The organism is Bacillus pfraonensis (assembly GCF_050768835.1).
GTDB classification, from domain to species: Bacteria; Bacillota; Bacilli; order Bacillales; family Bacillaceae_G; genus Bacillus_A; species Bacillus_A pfraonensis.
This window is the reverse complement of the sequence record NZ_JAHCDO010000023.1, coordinates 1-17522: the sequence shown is the minus strand read 5'-3', so window position 1 is coordinate 17522 and position 17522 is coordinate 1. Positions and strand designations below refer to the sequence as shown.

Genomic DNA, 17522 nt, shown 5'->3' with positions numbered 1-17522 from the left:
GGAAAATTGATGCGTCGCATTGACCCAAGTAAATTAGAACTTGAAGAACGTGTAGTTACGATAAACCGTGTTGCGAAAGTTGTTAAGGGTGGTCGTCGTTTCCGCTTTGCTGCACTAGTTGTAGTTGGTGATAAAAACGGTCATGTTGGATTCGGTACTGGTAAAGCTCAAGAGGTACCAGATGCTATTCGCAAAGCTATCGAAGATGCTAAGAAAAACTTAATCGAAGTACCATTAGTTGGTACATCAATTCCACACGAAATCATCGGACATTTCGGAGCTGGTGAAGTATTCCTAAAACCTGCTGCTGAAGGTACTGGAGTAATCGCTGGTGGACCAGTTCGTGCGGTTCTTGAATTAGCTGGTGTACAAGATATTCTTTCGAAATCTCTTGGTTCTAACACACCAATTAACATGATTCGCGCTACTGTGAACGGATTAAGCGAACTTAAGCGTGCTGAAGATGTTGCAAAATTACGCGGTAAATCTGTAGAAGAGCTACTAGGTTAAGAAGGAGGGAAAACAAATGGCGAAAAAGTTAGAAATTACCCTCACTCGTAGTGTAATTGGTCGTCCGCAAGATCAACGTGCGACTGTAGAAGCTTTAGGTCTTAAAAAGTTGAATTCAACTGTAGTTAAGGAAGAAACTCCTGCTATTCTTGGTATGATCAACAAAGTTTCTCACCTTGTAACTGTAAAAGAAGCTTAAGGATAACTCATTAATATAAGGAGGTGCCTGGGAATGAAACTTCATGAATTAAAACCTGCAGAAGGTTCTCGTAAAGTACGTAACCGTGTCGGTCGCGGTATCGGTTCTGGTAACGGTAAAACTGCTGGTAAAGGTCATAAAGGACAAAACGCTCGTTCTGGCGGTGGTGTTCGTCTTGGCTTCGAAGGTGGTCAAACTCCATTATTCCGTCGTTTACCAAAACGCGGCTTCACAAACATTAACCGCAAAGAGTTTGCTATTGTAAACTTAGCGACGTTAAACCGTTTTGAAGATGGTACAGAAGTAACACCTGAATTATTGCTGGAAACTGGCGTTATCAGCAAGTTAAACGATGGTGTTAAAGTTCTTGCAAGCGGAGCAGTTGAGAAAAAACTAACTGTTAAAGCGCACAAGTTCTCTTCAAGTGCTAAAGAAGCAATTGAAGCAGCTGGCGGAACAGTTGAGGTGATCTAATGTTTCGTACAATCTCCAACTTTATGCGCGTTGCTGAGATAAGACGTAAAATATTATTCACTTTAGCGATGTTAATCGTATTCAGGATTGGCACGTTTATCCCAGTGCCATTTACAAATGGAGACGTACTGAAAGCACAAGATCAGTTAAATGCATTAGGAATCCTAAATACATTTGGCGGTGGCGCTTTGAAAAACTTCTCCATCTTCGCGATGGGAATCATGCCGTATATTACAGCATCCATCATCGTGCAATTATTGCAGATGGATGTTGTTCCTAAATTTTCGGAATGGGCGAAGCAAGGCGAAATGGGCCGTCGTAAATTAACACAATTCACGCGTTACTTTACAATTGTTCTTGCGTTTATTCAGGGGTTTGGTATGTCAATCGGTTTTAACGGTATGGTAGGTGGGCAGTTAATTTTGAATCCAGGTTGGAGCACTTATTTATACATTGCTACGGTACTGACTGCTGGTACTGCATTTTTAATGTGGTTAGGTGAACAGATTACAGCAAAAGGTGTAGGGAATGGTATTTCCATCCTTATCTTTGCTGGCATTGCCGCAGCGATCCCAAGTGTAATATCTCAAGTGTATCAACAACAGTTTCAAAATGTCGGAGATCAACTGTTCATGAGTATCGTTAAAGTTGTATTGATTTTACTAGCTGTGCTAGCAGTTGTTGTTGGAGTTATCTTCATTCAGCAAGCTGTTAGAAAGATCCCAATTCAATATGCGAAGCGTGTAACAGGAGGAAATGGTAGTTATGCTGGAGCACAAAACACACATTTACCGCTTAAGGTAAATAGTGCGGGTGTTATTCCAGTAATTTTTGCTGTTTCATTCTTAATTACACCTCCAACTATTGCACAGTTCTTCCCGAAACATGATGTATCGCAGTGGATTATCCAAAACTTTAACTATTCTCACCCAGTGGGAATGATAATATATGTAGCGCTCATCGTAGCCTTCACATATTTCTATGCATTTGTTCAGGTTAATCCAGAGCAAATGTCAGAGAACTTAAACAAGCAAGGTGGATATGTTCCAGGTATTCGTCCGGGTAAGAATACAGAACAATATCTAACAAAAATCTTGTATCGTTTGACCTTTGTAGGATCTATTTTCCTAGCAGCGATTGCAGTTCTACCAGTTATCTTTACGAAACTGGGGAATCTTCCTCCATCTGCTCAGATCGGTGGAACGAGTATGTTAATCGTTGTCGGCGTTGCTTTAGAAACAATGAAGCAGCTAGAAAGCCAACTGGTAAAACGCCATTACAAAGGGTTTATCAAGCAGTGAGTAAGTGGGAAGATGTGTCTTCCCTACATGCTCATGTATTGAGGGGGAACAAAGATGAACTTAATTTTAATGGGGCTTCCTGGTGCTGGTAAAGGTACACAAGCCGAACAGATTGTTGCCAAGTATAACATCCCTCACATTTCAACAGGAGATATGTTCCGTGCAGCTATGAAAGCTGAAACTGAACTTGGTTTACAAGCGAAATCTTTTATTGATAAAGGTGCCCTTGTTCCAGATGAAGTTACAATTGGAATCGTTCGTGAACGTTTAAGCCAAGAAGACTGTGTGAAAGGCTTCTTATTAGACGGTTTTCCACGAACAGTTGCACAAGCATCCGCTCTTGAAGAGATAATGAAAGATCTTGGCAAAAAAATCGACTATGTTTTAAACATTAATGTGGATTCAGGATTGTTATTAAAACGTCTTACAGGCCGTCGCATTTGTAAAGAGTGCGGTGCGACTTACCACTTAGAATTCAATCCACCAGCAAAAGCTGATGTGTGCGATAAATGTGGTGGCGAATTATATCAACGCTCTGATGACAATGAAGAAACTGTAGCGAATCGTTTAGAGGTAAATATTAAGCAAACAAAACCTTTGCTTGATTTCTATGAAGAGCTTGGTTACTTACAAAGCATTAATGGTGAGCAAGATATCAATAAAGTATTTGCTGATATCGATGTTCTCATCGGAGGCTTAGCGTAATGATCATTTGCAAAACTCCTCGCGAGATAGAGATCATGCGAGAAGCGGGCAAGATCGTTGCTTTAACTCATCAAGAGTTGAAAAAGCATATTGCTCCAGGAATTACAACGAAAGAGCTCGATCAAATAGCGGAAAAGACGATTCGAAAATATGGTGCTACGCCATCTTTTAAAGGATACAACGGATTTCCGGGAAGCATCTGTGCTTCTGTAAATGAAGAGCTTGTACATGGGATTCCAGGAAAGCGCAAGCTCCAAGAAGGCGATATCATCAGTATCGATATTGGTGCGAAATACAATGGGTACCATGGAGATTCTGCATGGACGTATCCAGTAGGAAACATTTCTGAATCTGTTCAAAAGCTACTTGATGTCACAGAAAAATCGTTGTATCTTGGTCTAGAACAAATAAAACCAGGCGAAAGATTATCCAATATCTCACATGCGGTTCAAACGTATGCTGAAGACAATGGATTCTCGATCGTTAGGGAGTATGTTGGTCACGGAATCGGGCAAGACTTACATGAAGACCCTCAAATCCCGCACTATGGTCCACCAAATAAAGGTCCTAGATTAAAGCCGGGCATGGTCATCTGTGTTGAGCCGATGGTGAACCAAGGAAGACGATATGTAAAAACACTATCTGATGACTGGACAGTGGTAACGGTAGATGGTAAATGGTGTGCCCACTTCGAGCACACGATTGCTCTTACAGAAGCAGGATACGAAATCCTTACCACTTTATAAGTAGCTGGCTCTCCGGGATTTCAGAGCAGTGTAAAATGTTACTGAAGAAGGGAGAACTATTGAATGGCTAAAGATGATGTAATTGAAGTCGAAGGTACCGTTCTTGAAACGTTGCCAAATGCTATGTTCAAAGTAGAATTAGAGAATGGGCATGTCGTATTGGCTCACGTTTCTGGTAAAATCCGTATGAACTTCATTCGTATTTTACCAGGAGACAAAGTTACGGTAGAATTATCTCCGTACGATTTAAATCGTGGTCGTATTACGTACCGTTTTAAATAATATAGCACTCCGTAATCTTTAAGGAGGTTCGAGACATGAAAGTAAGACCGTCAGTTAAACCAATCTGCGAAAAATGTAAAGTTATTCGTAGACGTGGAAAAGTAATGGTTATTTGTGAAAACCCTAAACATAAACAAAAACAAGGTTAATCAGAAGGAGGTGCATTCGGAATGGCACGTATCGCAGGTGTAGATATTCCTCGTGACAAACGCGTTGTTATTTCTTTAACTTACGTATTCGGCATTGGTCGCACAACTGCTGAAAAAATTCTTGCTGAAGCTGGTGTTTCTGAAGAAACACGAGTTCGTGATTTAACGGAAGACGAATTAGGACGTATCCGTGATATCATCGATCGTATTAAAGTTGAGGGAGACCTTCGTCGTGAAGTATCTCTTAACATTAAACGTCTAATGGAGATCGGTTCTTACCGTGGTCTTCGTCACCGTCGTGGTTTACCAGTTCGTGGTCAAAACTCTAAAAACAATGCTCGTACACGTAAAGGTCCACGTCGTACAGTAGCAAATAAAAAGAAATAATAAGTAAAGGAGGTTGAACTAACAATGGCACGTAAAACAAACACTCGTAAAAAACGTGTGAAAAAGAATATTGAAGCTGGTGTAGCTCATATTCGTTCTACTTTCAACAACACAATCGTAACACTTACAGACACTCACGGTAACGCGCTTTCTTGGTCTAGTGCTGGTGCACTTGGTTTCCGTGGATCTCGTAAATCTACTCCATTCGCTGCGCAAATGGCTGCTGAAACTGCTGCTAAAGTTGCAATGGAGCACGGTTTAAAAACTTTAGAGGTTACTGTAAAAGGTCCTGGTGCTGGTCGTGAAGCTGCAATTCGTGCTCTTCAAGCTGCAGGTCTAGAAGTAACAGCAATCAGAGATGTTACTCCAGTTCCTCATAATGGATGTCGTCCGCCAAAACGTCGTCGTGTTTAATTTTTCTGTATAGAATTTTCCCTTTTGTCTATAATGGATATGATGCATTATCGAGAAATTTCGTACAGAAACATCGCTTGTTGTGCACAATCGGGAACTGCCTAAGGGGGACTTTCGGTTAGACAGAGGTTTTTCCTTTGTTTAGCCGGGGTTTCGACGTTTTGAAGGAGGGTTTAGTTAATGATTGAAATCGAAAAACCGAAAATCGAAACGGTTGAACTTAACGAAGATGCTAAGTATGGCAAATTCGTGATTGAACCGCTTGAGCGTGGATATGGTACTACTTTGGGTAACTCCCTACGTCGTATTCTTTTATCCTCACTCCCTGGTGCCGCTGTAACTGCCATCCAAATCGATGGCGTATTACACGAGTTTTCAACAGTTGAGGGCGTAGTAGAAGACGTAACAACGATCATCTTAAACTTGAAAAAGTTAGCTCTTAAAATCTACTCTGAGGAAGAGAAGACGTTGGAAATCGATGTACAGGGCGAAGGTATTGTCACAGCTGCAGATATTACTCACGATAGTGATGTTGAAATCTTAAATCCAGATTTATACATTGCGACGTTAGCAAAGGATGCGCATTTCCGCGTGCGTTTAACTGCAAAGCGTGGCCGTGGGTATACGCCAGCTGATGCAAATAAAAGCGAAGATCAACCAATAGGAGTTATTCCTATTGATTCTATTTATACTCCAGTATCACGTGTTACTTACCAAGTGGAAAAGACACGTGTCGGACAAGTGGCAAATTATGATAAGCTTACGCTTGATGTATGGACGGATGGAAGCATCGGGCCAAAAGAAGCTATCTCTTTAGGTGCCAAAATCTTAACTGAGCATTTAAACATCTTCGTTGGTTTAACTGATGAAGCACAAAATGCTGAGATTATGGTCGAGAAGGAAGAAGATCAAAAAGAAAAAGTTCTAGAAATGACTATTGAAGAACTTGATCTTTCTGTTCGTTCTTATAATTGCTTAAAACGTGCAGGAATTAATACTGTACAAGAGCTTGCGAACAAAACAGAAGAAGATATGATGAAAGTTCGTAACTTAGGACGTAAATCCTTAGAAGAAGTTAAGCATAAGCTTGAGGAATTAGGTTTAGGCTTACGTAAAGACGACTGAGGATTTAATCTCATCAACAAAGGAGGGAACTACGAATGGCATACAGAAAATTAGGCCGTACAAGTGCGCAACGTAAAGCTATGTTACGTGACTTAGCTACTGATTTAATTATCAACGAGCGCATCCAAACGACAGAAACTCGTGCAAAAGAACTTCGTTCTGTAGTGGAAAAAATGATCACTTTAGGTAAACGCGGAGATCTTCATGCTCGCCGTCAAGCTGCATCTTTCATCCGCAATGAAGTTGCTAATGCTGAGACTGGTCAAGATGCACTTCAAAAATTATTCGCTGATGTAGCTCCACGCTATGCTGAGCGTCAAGGCGGATACACTCGTATTGCAAAAATTGGTCCACGTCGCGGAGACGCAGCACCAATGGTAATTATCGAGTTAGTATAATGATAATTAAAAGGGCAGGACAGTTCTTTTCAAGTAACTGGTCGTGGCCCTTTTTTTTTAAATATAGAAAATAGGCTAACTTGATGAAGTAGTGAGAGAGGGTGCCTTGCATTGAAAAAAGAGAAACTTCGCACACAAAATATATCATTTCAATATCCCGGGGCAACTTCTTATGCGCTAAAAGACGTATCATTCTCCTTATATGAGGGAGAATGGGTTTCTGTAATTGGACAAAATGGTTCAGGGAAGTCTACACTGGCAAAATTATTAAATGGTTTATTTTTACCGGAATCAGGAACGATTATTGTAAATGATACAATGATTTTATCTGAAGAAACGGTATGGGATATTCGAAAACAAATAGGTATGGTATTTCAAAACCCAGATAATCAATTTGTTGGGACAACGGTGCAAGATGATGTTGTATTTGGTCTTGAAAATATCGGGATGCCTCGGGAACAGATGGTAGAACGGGTGAATCAAGCACTTAAGATGGTCCGAATGGAAGATTTTCTTAATGAGGAGCCTCATTCGTTATCTGGTGGACAAAAGCAACGTGTGGCGATTGCAGGTGTGTTAGCATTGCAACCATCTATTTTAATATTGGATGAAGCAACATCGATGCTAGACCCACAAGGACGACGTGAAGTAATTGAAACGGTTAGGAAGCTTGTGGATACAAAAGGCATTACCGTATTATCGATTACGCATGATTTGGAAGAAGCTGCACAGTCAGATCGTGTTATCATTTTGAATCAGGGAGAAATATTAGAGGCAGGTATGCCAGAGCAAATTTTTAATTCCTCTCATATGCTTAGGGAAATCGGGTTAGATGTACCATTCTCAGTAAAAATAGCAGAATTATTAAAAAGAAATGATATTCCACTGCAAAATACGCATCTTACAATGGAAAGCTTGGTGAACGAACTTTGGAGATTACATTCCAAACAGTAGAGCATCGTTATCAATATAAAACTCCATTTGAAAGACGCGCGCTTTATGATGTAAACGTGTCGTTTCCAAGTGGGGGGTATTATGCCATTATCGGCCATACTGGTTCGGGCAAATCAACGATGATTCAACATTTAAATGGTTTATTGCAACCGACAAATGGTACGGTTCAAATTGGGAAGCATTTGATTTCCTCGCAAAAGAAAGAAAAGAAATTAAAGCCACTGCGAAAAAAAGTAGGGGTTGTCTTTCAATTTCCAGAGCATCAGTTATTTGAAGAAACCGTTGAGAAAGATATTTGTTTTGGGCCCTCAAATTTCGGAGTATCGGAAGAAGAGGCAAGACAAAAGGCAAGGGATGCAATTGAGCTTGTAGGACTAGATCCAGAGCTATTAGCGCGTTCTCCATTTGAGTTAAGTGGTGGACAGATGAGACGTGTTGCAATAGCAGGTGTACTTGCAATGGAACCTGAAGTTCTCGTATTAGATGAACCGACAGCAGGGCTTGACCCTAAGGGACAACAAGAGCTTATGGAGATGTTTTATAAGCTTCATAAGGAGCAGGGTTTGACAGTAATCTTAGTTACTCATAATATGGAGGATGCTGCCAAGTATGCAGATCAAATTGTGGTTATGCATAAAGGAACGGTCTTTTTGCAAGGAACAGCAGAGGAAGTATTCTTACATGCAGATGAGTTAGAACAAATCGGTGTAGACCTTCCAATGTCTTTAAAGTATAAACGTGCAATTGAAGAGAAGTTTGGTATTTCGATTCCAAAGGCTACCTTATCTTTAGAGGATCTTACTCATGAAGTTGTACAGGTGTTACGAAAAGGTGGTCATGAATCATGCAGCAGTTGATTATTGGGAGATATATTCCAGGTAAGTCGCTCATTCATCAACTTGATCCACGTGCGAAGCTGTTGATTGTCTTTTTATATGTATTTGTTGTCTTTTTAGCAAATAATGCGATTTCATATGGACTTTTATTTTTATATGCACTCATTGCTTTATTTTTTGCAAAAGTGCCGATTCGTTATGTACTTTCGGGCTTAAAACCAATCTTATGGATTTTTCTGTTTACATTTTTTCTGCATATTTTTACAAATAAAGAAGGGGATGTACTTCTTCAGCTTGGTTGGTTTTCGATACATGAAAAGGGATTAGAGCAAGGGATATATATTTCTATACGATTCTTTGTCATTATTTTAATGACGACATTATTAACACTAACAACAACACCTATTGAAATTACTGACGGTATGGAAACGTTGTTAAAGCCGTTAAAGCGTATAAAGGTTCCTGTGCATGAAATCGCATTAATGATGTCCATTTCTCTTCGTTTTATCCCCACATTAATGGATGAGACGAGCAAAATTATGAAAGCACAAGCATCCCGTGGTATTGATTTTGCTGGCGGGCCGATAAAAGATCGATTAAAGGCGGTTATTTCTTTACTTGTACCGCTTTTTATTAGTGCATTTAAACGTGCTGAGGACTTAGCGATTGCAATGGAAGCACGTGGGTATCAAAGCGGTGAGGGACGTACTAAATTTAGGCAGCTACGCTGGAAAACAAGTGATACGTTAACAATAGTGAGTTTACTTTGTTTAGCGTGTATTCTAGCATGGGTGCGATCATAATGGAGAATAGAGAAATGGAAAGAATAAAATGTACAGTTGCATATGATGGCATCAACTTTTGCGGTTATCAAATTCAACCGCAGCATCGTACTGTGCAACAAGAAATAGAGAAAGCACTGCAAAAATTGCATAAAGGAGAGCTTGTTCGTGTTCAGGCATCAGGGCGGACAGATTCTACTGTTCATGCAAGAGGACAGGTGATCCATTTTGATACATCGTTATCGCTTGAAGAATGGCAATGGATGAATGCTTTAAATACGATGTTGCCAGATGATATTGTGGTCTTGCAAGTAGAGAAAAAAACAGAAGATTTTCACGCGCGATACGGTGTGGAAAGAAAAGAATATCGTTACCGGGTATTATTATCTAAAACAGCTGATGTATTCCGTAGAAATTACGTATATCAGTATCCATATCCACTCGAGATAGAATCTATTCGTAAGGCAATTCCTTATTTTATTGGTACGCATGATTTTACTTCATTTTGCTCGGCAAAAACTGACAAAAAAGATAAAGTGCGAACAATTTATGAAATAGATTTAATCGAACAAGAAGATGAATTAATTTTTCGTTTTGTAGGCAATGGATTTTTATATAATATGGTGCGAATTATTGTTGGTACGCTACTTAGCGTAGGACAAGGAAAACTTGATCCTGACAGCATTCCAGAGATTTTAAAAAAACAAGATCGTCGTTTTGCTGGGAAGATGGTGCCAGGGCATGGGCTTTATTTATGGCAGGTAAACTATAACAACTAATCCTGGTGTAACATTTGCTTGACATTAGAAACTCAAAAGGATATCATAACATATGGTATTGTTTCTAAAACCACGATTAGCCCCGGAAGGAAATCGTGTTTAAGATAAACAATAGATTTTTTCTATGGAAAAGATAACGAGGAGGGAAACAAATGCGTACGACTTTTATGGCAAAAGCTAACGAAGTTGAGCGTAAATGGTATGTGGTTGACGCTGAAGGTCAAACTTTAGGTCGCCTTGCTAGTGAAGTAGCATCCATTTTACGTGGTAAAAACAAACCTACATTTACACCACACGTTGACACGGGTGATCATGTAATTATTATTAACGCTGAGAAAATTCATTTAACAGGTAATAAATTAAACGATAAAATTTACTACCGTCACACTAACCACCCAGGTGGTCTTAAACAAAGAACAGCTCTAGAAATGCGTACAAACTACCCTGTACAAATGTTAGAGCTTGCAATTAAAGGCATGCTTCCAAAAGGACGTTTAGGACGTCAAGTGTCTAAAAAATTAAATGTGTATGCTGGAGCAGAGCATCCACACCAAGCACAAAAACCAGAAGTTTACGAACTTCGCGGATAATTAATTAAAGGAGGGCTTACTTTGGCACAGGTTCAATACTATGGTACTGGACGTCGTAAGAGTTCAGTAGCGCGCGTACGCCTAGTTCCAGGCGAAGGACGCGTTATCATTAACGGTCGTGATTTTGAAAACTATATCCCATTTGCTGCATTACGTGAAGTAGTGAAACAACCTCTAGTTGCAACAGAAACTTTAGGTAACTACGATGTACTTGTAAACGTAAATGGTGGTGGATACACTGGTCAAGCTGGTGCTATTCGTCACGGTATTTCTCGCGCTTTATTAAAAGCTGACCCAGAATACCGTCTAACATTAAAACGTGCAGGTCTATTAACTCGTGACGCACGTATGAAAGAGCGTAAAAAATACGGTCTTAAAGGCGCACGTCGTGCACCTCAGTTCTCAAAACGTTAATTTTTGCGAACTTCAAACCCCAGCCACTTGGCTGGGGTTTTTATTATGCCTAATGGAACTATATGTTGAGGCTTCCATCATCGATTGTGAGTTTATGGAATAAATCTATTTTGATTTTTAACATATAAATCGCTGCTACGAAGAGTGAAAAGTGACCTGCACTCCTATATTTCTTTTGTTTTAGTTTCTCATAGGACAGGTGACAGTTGCTATTCATGGCTAGATGTTCTCTTCCATCTAAAGAGAAAGATTTTATTCCGCATTAACGGGCACTAAGACCCCTATCTTAATATTGAAAGAGAGATGACAAAGATATAGGTGGGAGTGAGAGAAAAGCCCACTGATTAAAGCTTCACTTTATATTGCCTTTTCCTTATATAATTATCCTCAAGTATTTTTAGTCCTCTTATTTATCCCACATTAGCGGTTAGGAACACTCCCACCTCAAAATTCAGAGAAAGCAATGTCCAGCTCTAGCGGCTAGAATCTCCGGTCGTTTCGCCTCCTCGGACGAGGCAAAAAGCGCCTCTCTGTCGGGGGGTGATTAAAGTTTCACTTTATAGCTTGGAATATTTTAGTGCTACCTTCTCACGTATGCTTCTTCTTCAGAAGCTTAGACTAATACGTATTAGGGAGGTTTATAAGTACTATGAATGTCATTGTTACCTTACAAGAAAAACAAAAAGAAAAGCAGTTGAAATATGAGCGAAAGATGCTTCGCGAATTATCATTAAAAACGTTAAGGTCCAATATTCGTGATGCTTTCGATATGAAAGAATTGCACAGGCAGTATGAGGATTATTGTATTGAACTGGGAATTGAATCGTACTTATTAGGAGCAAGATATAGCAAATTTGGCTATTATGGTGAATCTTTTTTTGATGTGAAATATAGAGCATTAGAAGAGGAACAGCAATTAACGGAGATGTTGTTTCAATTTTTAACAAGCACGACTATGCGGGAGATAGAATCGAACGATGAGGAATTGCTTTATGAATCTTGTGCGCAATTTATTAGTTCATGGTGGCGTGAGGGATACGAAAAGGGTGAAAGAAGATATCGCTTAAAGCTGCATTAAGAAAAGCATAAACTTTCCTCTTGTCCCATATAAGTAATTAGAGGGACTAGCTGGAGGAGGAAAGGTATGAAGAGAATTCGGATTATCTCTTTTATGCTTGCTGCAGTTGTACTGTTTTTCTTGGTAAAACAAGAATTTCAAATTACAAAGTCGTGGCGGGCTTGGAACTTACCCTTATCTGGGAAAGTAATTGTATTAGACGCTGGGCATGGTGGACCAGATGGAGGGGCAGTTGGTGGTCAGGACATAGTGGAAAAAAATATTACGCTTGAAATTACAAAAATGGTACAAGATTATTTGCAGGAGCAAGGAGCTTTAGTTATTTTGACGAGAGAGGGAGATTATGATTTAGCTGACAAAAGTACAAAATCATATAGTAGACGTAAGGCAGAAGATTTAAAAAAGCGTGTAGAAATTATTAATAAGCCCGATGTAGACTTTTTTGCGAGCATTCATTTAAATGCCCTGACGAGTAGTGGATCAAAAGGAGCACAAACGTTTTATTACCGCTCTTTAATCGAAAATGAACGAGCAGCGAAGTTTATACAGGCTGAATTACGAACGAGTTTAGAAAATACAAACCGTTCTGCTAAAACGATCTCTCATGTTTATTTGCTTAAGTATGCAAAAACACCTGGTGCTTTAATTGAAGCTGGTTTTTTATCCAATGTAAATGAACGATATATGTTAAATTCGGAGAAATATCAGCAAAAGGTGGCAGCTGCTATATACCGTGGAATACTACGTTATTTTACGGAGAAAGGGAATCCTCCTGAATAAGGAGGGTTTTTTGAATTCCTCTCGTTAACGAAGTTTTCGGAAAATATGTTATACTGGAAATGAAAACGCATTTATTTTTGGAATGAAAATATACAAACCCAATTCATTTAACATTACTTTACTTTTCATACAGGGGGCTGGGCTGATTATGGTAACGAAAGAGCAAGTAGTGAAAGCACTTGAAGGGATTACTGATCCATTTCTACATAAAACATTGAAAGAAACAAATGCAATTAAAGAGGTAACTGTAAAGCCTGAGAAAGAGCATGTCAGTGTTAAAATTGCGATTGTAAAAACAGGGACTGCTGAACAAATGCAATTGCAGTCAGCTATTGTAAAGCTTGTGAAAGAACTTGGAGCCGCAACGGTTGGTTTGCGTTTTGCTGAATTTACAGAGGACGAGCTAGCTCAATTTGCGCCGCCTCAGGAAGAACAAGGAAGCGAATCTTTACTATCACCGCATTCTAAAACAACATTTTTAGCGGTTGCAAGTGGAAAAGGTGGGGTTGGTAAATCAACGGTTTCTGTAAACCTTGCAATTTCATTAGCTCGTTTAGGAAAGAAAGTTGGTATTATTGACGCTGATATATATGGCTTTAGTGTACCAGATATGATGGGAATCGAAAAACGTCCAATCGTAAGGGGCGATAAAATTATTCCTGTAGAGCGTTTAGGGGTAAAAGTAATTTCAATGGGCTTCTTTGTAGAAGACAATGCTCCTGTTATTTGGAGAGGACCAATGCTTGGTAAAATGTTAAATCACTTTTTCACAGAGGTGGAATGGGGAGATTTAGATTATTTAGTATTAGACTTACCACCAGGTACAGGGGATGTGGCCTTAGATGTGCATTCAATGCTACCATCTTGTAAAGAAATTATTGTAACAACACCTCATCCAACAGCGGCATTTGTAGCAGCTCGTGCAGGTGCTATGGCACTTCGTACTGAACATAGTATTCTTGGGGTTGTTGAAAATATGGCTTACTTCGAAAGTAAAGTAACCGGTGAGAAAGAGTATGTGTTTGGCAAAGGCGGAGGAGATAAATTAGCTGCAGAATTACAAACAGATGTATTAGGGCGAATTCCACTTCAGCAACCAGATTGGAATAAAGATGATTTTGCACCATCAGTATACGAGGATACACATAAAACAGGTGTCATCTACAGGACAATAGCTGAGCAAGTTATTGATAGAACATCAGTTAAACAAAAATAAACCTCTACGAGTAGAAAATTTCCCCGCCTTACATATGTAGAGGTGGGGAAATTCTTATGTGTAGAGATTCGTTTTACTTTTGTTCTTGTTTTTCGTCTTGTGATCCGCCTTCTCCGCCACCTTCTTTTTTCTCAGCTCCGCCACCTTTTTCAGCTTTTTCAATACCTTTACTAATGATATCAATCATCTTAGTTTGGAAGAGTGGGCTTTCAGCAGTCTCTGTTAATACTTGTTGCAAATATTGACGATACTCTTTGCTTTTCATTGTTTGTAGCATCATTTTTTCCACTTCGGGATTTTTCATAATTTCTATAACACCTGCTTGGTATTCAGGGTCTTTTAATAGAGTCTTCATTAAGGTTGTTTGTTCTTTTTCGATACCTTTGGCGAATTTCGTTGAAAACTCAGGGTCCTTAAATAGTTTTTCCCAAAGCTGCTGCCCCTTTTCAGATACCATTGCATCTTCAATCGTTTTTTTGACTACGGCTTCATCTAATATAAGTGCTTGTTTCACTTTCTCATCTGTTAATACATCTTGGATTGCTTTCTTCCCTTGATCAGTTTTTAAAATATCGACAATCATTTTTTTTGTTTGATCGTAATCTAATTCAGGTTTCGCTTCTTCTCCTTGCGCACATGCGGTAAGTGTAGTGAAAAGAAGTGAAGAAACTAAAATGAGCAGCATCCGTTTCATTAGTTGGAGCTCCTTTCAACACAGTTCTCTTTTTTAATATAAATATCTTAGAGGAATTTATACATGTTCATGGCTAGCTTTTTGAAATTGTCATTGATACAATTTAAGTAGAAATATATCAATAATGGGGGATGGGTTGTGAATAGCCGAAAATGGGTACGACTATTTTTAACGACGTTACTGCTTGGGGGAATTAGTACAATCCTTATTGGTTTTATTTTAGGATGGGACAAGTACGCTAAATTTTTTCAAAATTTCGACGGAAAAGAGATTCTAATGATTTCTTTTTGGTTACTTGGGGTTGGATTTATTTTTAGTGTAATTAGTCAAATGGGCTTTTTTGCGTATTTAACAGTTCATCGTTTTGGACTAGGAATGTTTCGGTCGTCTTCTCTTTGGAACGCAGTTCAGCTCTTTTTCATTGCATTTGTACTGTTTGATTTCGTTTATTTAAGGTCGGTACTCGTTGCAAATGGAGAAGTTTCGTTTGGAAATAATATTCTTGTGGCTGGAATATTATTTTTATTTGGGGCAATTGTAGCCTATATAAAGAGTAAAGAGACGAATAAGAAAGCATTTATACCTGCTTTATTCTTTATGGTCGTCGTAACAATTCTTGAATGGGTACCGGCGCTCCGGATTAATGATACCGATTGGTTATATTTAATGGTTATCCCGCTTCTTTTGTGTAATGCATATCAGTTACTCATATTACATCGTTTAATAGGACAACAAAAAAGTAAGTCAGCAAGTTAAGAAGATGAGAGTGAAAAAGAGTACAACGCCTTTTGTGTGAGGTGTTGTACTCTTTTTAGTATAGATTGACTTTTACTCGCTATTGGTAGGTGGGGAATGAAGAACTCCCTAGTGATTAAAGTTTTACTTTATATCATTACTTTTTGCATCTGTATTAGAAATAAGTTGTGATACCGATACTTGCTCATAGCCATCACTTTTTAATTTTTGCAGAAGCAGCGGTAAAGATTTATTTGTTTGAAGTGCCGAATCAGAAGCGTGTAATAAAACGATGTCTCCCCCTCGTAAATTGTTAGCAACGGTTGATACAATTTTATTTACACCAGGATTTTTCCAGTCGTTTGAATTATTACTCCAGTGTACAACAGTATATCCGAGAGATTCTGCAACTTTAAGAACAGTTTTATTAAATTCCCCGCTAGGAGGGCGCAAGAGCTTGACTTGTTTTATGCCGAGCTTTGTAAATACATCTTGCGAACGTAAAAGATCTCTCCGCATTTCGTTTGCTTCCAAAGAAGTGTAGGATGTATAGTTATATCCCATACTGCCAATTTCGTGTCCATCCTGTATAATCCGTTCCACAATGTCAGGGTGTCTCTCTGCCCATGCTGCAGAGAGGAAGAAAGTCGCATTTTTAATTTCTCTTTCTTTTAAAGTGTCCAGAATCGGAAGCGCCTTTTTATCTCCCCAACTAATATCGAATGTTAACGCAACTTGTTTTTTTGCGGTATCGCCTTTGTAAATGACTTTTGGACCAGTTGCAGTTGAAAAAGCAGATTGATGAGAATATGTCTTTAAAAAGAGAAGCCATGCTGTAAATAAGGATAGTACAATAATTAAACTAATGTGCTTAAATTTACGTTTACTTGTTATAAAAAAGAAAAACATAATACTCCGCCCCTTTGTCCAATCCTTTTCAGTTACTTATATGCTCAAAAAGTTGAAAAGAGAACTGAACGATTAATATCGTAGGAAATGGATATAATGGACAATATAGTGTGATTTTTAATTTTAAGGATGATGCATTCGTCCTTAGAGTTGATGAATATATCACGTTACTTCGTATACATATACCCAATTCGGATTTTCTAATATATAAGTTGCTGCTATGAAAATAAAAAGAAATCTCCACTTGTTTTTTCTCTTTATTTTTACTCAGCGTGAGGCAGAAAAAGGATCTGACCGCTTTTGTGTATGATCGGATACCCTCTCCTATCTAAAAGGAAATGGCTTATAGCGGTTTATCAATTTGCATTTACATAGACATATGAGTAATTGTTGAGGTGATAGTTTGCTTGGGATTATGATTACAAAAGAAGAACAGAAAGAAATAGAATATGTATTGAAGAGAGAGTTAGATGAACTTTTATTTGATTTTGCAGATGAGCGAATACATGATGTTGTAAAAAAGACAATGGAAGAACGATATAAAATTATTTTTTGTTTGTTTCGAAGAGTAGCAAATGCAGAAGAGTGCACCCGTTATGTAAGAAAAAGAATTTTTTATTAAAAGTTGTTGACGATAGGATTCAATCTATGATAAATTAATAACCGTCGCTGATGCGAGAAACGCAGAAAGCGAAAAAAGAAATTGAAAAACTTAGTTGACATCGAAAAACGAAGATGTTAACATAAGGAAGTCGCAAATGAGCGACAAACGAGTTCTTTGAAAACTGAACGAAACAAACAACGTGAAACGTCAATTTTTATTTTAGATGCTAGACAAACTTCATTGGAGAGTTTGATCCTGGCTCAGGATGAACGCTGGCGGCGTGCCTAATACATGCAAGTCGAGCGAACTTCATAAGAGCTTGCTCTTATGAAGTTAGCGGCGGACGGGTGAGTAACACGTGGGTAACCTGCCCATAAGACTGGGATAACTCCGGGAAACCGGGGCTAATACCGGATAACATTTTGCGCCTCATGGCGCGAAATTGAAAGGCGGCTTCGGCT

Annotated in this window: 25 protein-coding genes and 1 rRNA gene; 24 read left to right on the top strand and 2 right to left on the bottom strand. The window is 38.8% G+C overall.

Annotated elements, in window-relative coordinates; translation table 11 throughout:
* Nucleotides 1–9: 9 nt before the first annotated feature.
* The 21 genes from rpsE (at nucleotide 10) to KFD70_RS20725 (ending at nucleotide 14119) form a co-directional block, all read left to right on the top strand.
* A complete protein-coding gene (gene rpsE / locus KFD70_RS20825; protein WP_017150137.1) occupies nucleotides 10–510 on the top strand; it encodes a 30S ribosomal protein S5 in 501 nt (166 codons plus the stop codon).
* A gap of 16 nt (nucleotides 511–526) precedes the next feature.
* On the top strand, nucleotides 527–709 hold the full coding sequence (gene rpmD / locus KFD70_RS20820) for a 50S ribosomal protein L30 (protein WP_001085234.1): 183 nt from the start codon (nucleotides 527–529) through the stop codon (nucleotides 707–709).
* Nucleotides 710–742: 33 nt separating this feature from the next.
* A complete protein-coding gene (gene rplO / locus KFD70_RS20815) occupies nucleotides 743–1183 on the top strand; it encodes a 50S ribosomal protein L15 (protein WP_017150138.1) in 441 nt (146 codons plus the stop codon).
* Nucleotides 1183–2484: a preprotein translocase subunit SecY gene (gene secY, locus KFD70_RS20810; protein WP_336453935.1), complete on the top strand. Its 1302-nt coding sequence runs from the start codon at nucleotides 1183–1185 to the stop codon at nucleotides 2482–2484. Before rplO ends, secY begins: the two co-directional genes overlap by 1 nt.
* Before the next feature lie 54 nt (nucleotides 2485–2538).
* Entirely contained in the window at nucleotides 2539–3189 is a 651-nt protein-coding gene (locus KFD70_RS20805) for an adenylate kinase (protein ID WP_097898926.1), read from the top strand.
* A complete protein-coding gene (map, locus tag KFD70_RS20800) occupies nucleotides 3189–3935 on the top strand; it encodes a type I methionyl aminopeptidase (RefSeq protein WP_336453936.1) in 747 nt (248 codons plus the stop codon). Before KFD70_RS20805 ends, map begins: the two co-directional genes overlap by 1 nt.
* Before the next feature lie 63 nt (nucleotides 3936–3998).
* The gene (gene infA / locus KFD70_RS20795) at nucleotides 3999–4217 is read left to right on the top strand and encodes a translation initiation factor IF-1 (RefSeq protein WP_001029884.1); all 219 of its coding nucleotides are present in this window, start codon (nucleotides 3999–4001) and stop codon (nucleotides 4215–4217) included.
* 35 nt (nucleotides 4218–4252) lie between these two features.
* The gene (gene rpmJ, locus KFD70_RS20790) at nucleotides 4253–4366 is read left to right on the top strand and encodes a 50S ribosomal protein L36 (RefSeq protein ID WP_000868344.1); all 114 of its coding nucleotides are present in this window, start codon (nucleotides 4253–4255) and stop codon (nucleotides 4364–4366) included.
* Between the two features lie 21 nt (nucleotides 4367–4387).
* Entirely contained in the window at nucleotides 4388–4753 is a 366-nt protein-coding gene (gene rpsM / locus KFD70_RS20785; RefSeq protein WP_000090789.1) for a 30S ribosomal protein S13, read from the top strand.
* A 24-nt stretch (nucleotides 4754–4777) separates the two neighbouring features.
* Entirely contained in the window at nucleotides 4778–5167 is a 390-nt protein-coding gene (rpsK, locus tag KFD70_RS20780; RefSeq protein ID WP_000101801.1) for a 30S ribosomal protein S11, read from the top strand.
* A 180-nt stretch (nucleotides 5168–5347) separates the two neighbouring features.
* Nucleotides 5348–6292, top strand: coding sequence for a DNA-directed RNA polymerase subunit alpha (locus tag KFD70_RS20775; RefSeq protein WP_000569645.1), 945 nt, complete (start codon nucleotides 5348–5350; stop codon nucleotides 6290–6292).
* Between the two features lie 35 nt (nucleotides 6293–6327).
* Nucleotides 6328–6690, top strand: a complete 363-nt coding sequence (gene rplQ / locus KFD70_RS20770) for a 50S ribosomal protein L17 (protein WP_000331491.1) — start codon at nucleotides 6328–6330, stop codon at nucleotides 6688–6690.
* A 111-nt stretch (nucleotides 6691–6801) separates the two neighbouring features.
* Nucleotides 6802–7644: an energy-coupling factor ABC transporter ATP-binding protein gene (locus KFD70_RS20765; protein WP_336453937.1), complete on the top strand. Its 843-nt coding sequence runs from the start codon at nucleotides 6802–6804 to the stop codon at nucleotides 7642–7644.
* Nucleotides 7620–8501 (top strand): energy-coupling factor ABC transporter ATP-binding protein, encoded by an 882-nt coding sequence (locus KFD70_RS20760; protein ID WP_336453938.1) that lies wholly within the window; start codon nucleotides 7620–7622, stop codon nucleotides 8499–8501. Before KFD70_RS20765 ends, KFD70_RS20760 begins: the two co-directional genes overlap by 25 nt.
* Nucleotides 8489–9283, top strand: a complete 795-nt coding sequence (locus tag KFD70_RS20755; protein WP_336453939.1) for an energy-coupling factor transporter transmembrane component T family protein — start codon at nucleotides 8489–8491, stop codon at nucleotides 9281–9283. The genes KFD70_RS20760 and KFD70_RS20755 overlap by 13 nt, the downstream gene beginning before the upstream one ends.
* A gap of 14 nt (nucleotides 9284–9297) precedes the next feature.
* Nucleotides 9298–10041 (top strand): tRNA pseudouridine(38-40) synthase TruA, encoded by a 744-nt coding sequence (gene truA, locus KFD70_RS20750; RefSeq protein ID WP_336453940.1) that lies wholly within the window; start codon nucleotides 9298–9300, stop codon nucleotides 10039–10041.
* 152 nt (nucleotides 10042–10193) lie between these two features.
* Nucleotides 10194–10631 carry a 50S ribosomal protein L13 gene (gene rplM, locus KFD70_RS20745; RefSeq protein WP_001260793.1) on the top strand — a complete coding sequence of 146 codons (438 nt, stop codon included), beginning with the start codon at nucleotides 10194–10196 and terminating at the stop codon, nucleotides 10629–10631.
* A gap of 21 nt (nucleotides 10632–10652) precedes the next feature.
* Nucleotides 10653–11045 carry a 30S ribosomal protein S9 gene (gene rpsI / locus KFD70_RS20740; protein ID WP_000079986.1) on the top strand — a complete coding sequence of 131 codons (393 nt, stop codon included), beginning with the start codon at nucleotides 10653–10655 and terminating at the stop codon, nucleotides 11043–11045.
* A 649-nt stretch (nucleotides 11046–11694) separates the two neighbouring features.
* Entirely contained in the window at nucleotides 11695–12123 is a 429-nt protein-coding gene (locus KFD70_RS20735; protein WP_336453941.1) for a DUF2521 family protein, read from the top strand.
* Between the two features lie 66 nt (nucleotides 12124–12189).
* Entirely contained in the window at nucleotides 12190–12903 is a 714-nt protein-coding gene (gene cwlD / locus KFD70_RS20730) for an N-acetylmuramoyl-L-alanine amidase CwlD (protein ID WP_174102836.1), read from the top strand.
* A gap of 148 nt (nucleotides 12904–13051) precedes the next feature.
* The gene (locus KFD70_RS20725; RefSeq protein WP_336453942.1) at nucleotides 13052–14119 is read left to right on the top strand and encodes an Mrp/NBP35 family ATP-binding protein; all 1068 of its coding nucleotides are present in this window, start codon (nucleotides 13052–13054) and stop codon (nucleotides 14117–14119) included.
* 73 nt (nucleotides 14120–14192) lie between these two features.
* On the opposite strand, the gene gerD is transcribed toward KFD70_RS20725, so the two are convergent.
* Nucleotides 14193–14813 carry a spore germination lipoprotein GerD gene (gene gerD, locus KFD70_RS20720; RefSeq protein WP_336453943.1) on the bottom strand — a complete coding sequence of 207 codons (621 nt, stop codon included), beginning with the start codon at nucleotides 14811–14813 and terminating at the stop codon, nucleotides 14193–14195.
* 138 nt (nucleotides 14814–14951) lie between these two features.
* Between gerD and KFD70_RS20715 the strand changes: the two genes are divergently transcribed.
* Nucleotides 14952–15569 carry a KinB-signaling pathway activation protein gene (locus tag KFD70_RS20715; RefSeq protein ID WP_336453944.1) on the top strand — a complete coding sequence of 206 codons (618 nt, stop codon included), beginning with the start codon at nucleotides 14952–14954 and terminating at the stop codon, nucleotides 15567–15569.
* A gap of 123 nt (nucleotides 15570–15692) precedes the next feature.
* Here the strand turns inward: KFD70_RS20715 and pdaB are convergent, their stop codons facing one another.
* On the bottom strand, nucleotides 15693–16457 hold the full coding sequence (gene pdaB / locus KFD70_RS20710; protein WP_336453945.1) for a polysaccharide deacetylase family sporulation protein PdaB: 765 nt from the start codon (nucleotides 16455–16457) through the stop codon (nucleotides 15693–15695).
* A 403-nt stretch (nucleotides 16458–16860) separates the two neighbouring features.
* Between pdaB and KFD70_RS20705 the strand changes: the two genes are divergently transcribed.
* Complete coding sequence (locus KFD70_RS20705) at nucleotides 16861–17079, top strand: hypothetical protein (RefSeq protein ID WP_241818096.1); 219 nt, start codon at nucleotides 16861–16863, stop codon at nucleotides 17077–17079.
* A gap of 219 nt (nucleotides 17080–17298) precedes the next feature.
* Nucleotides 17299–17522, top strand: a 16S ribosomal RNA gene (locus KFD70_RS20700); the annotation flags it as partial.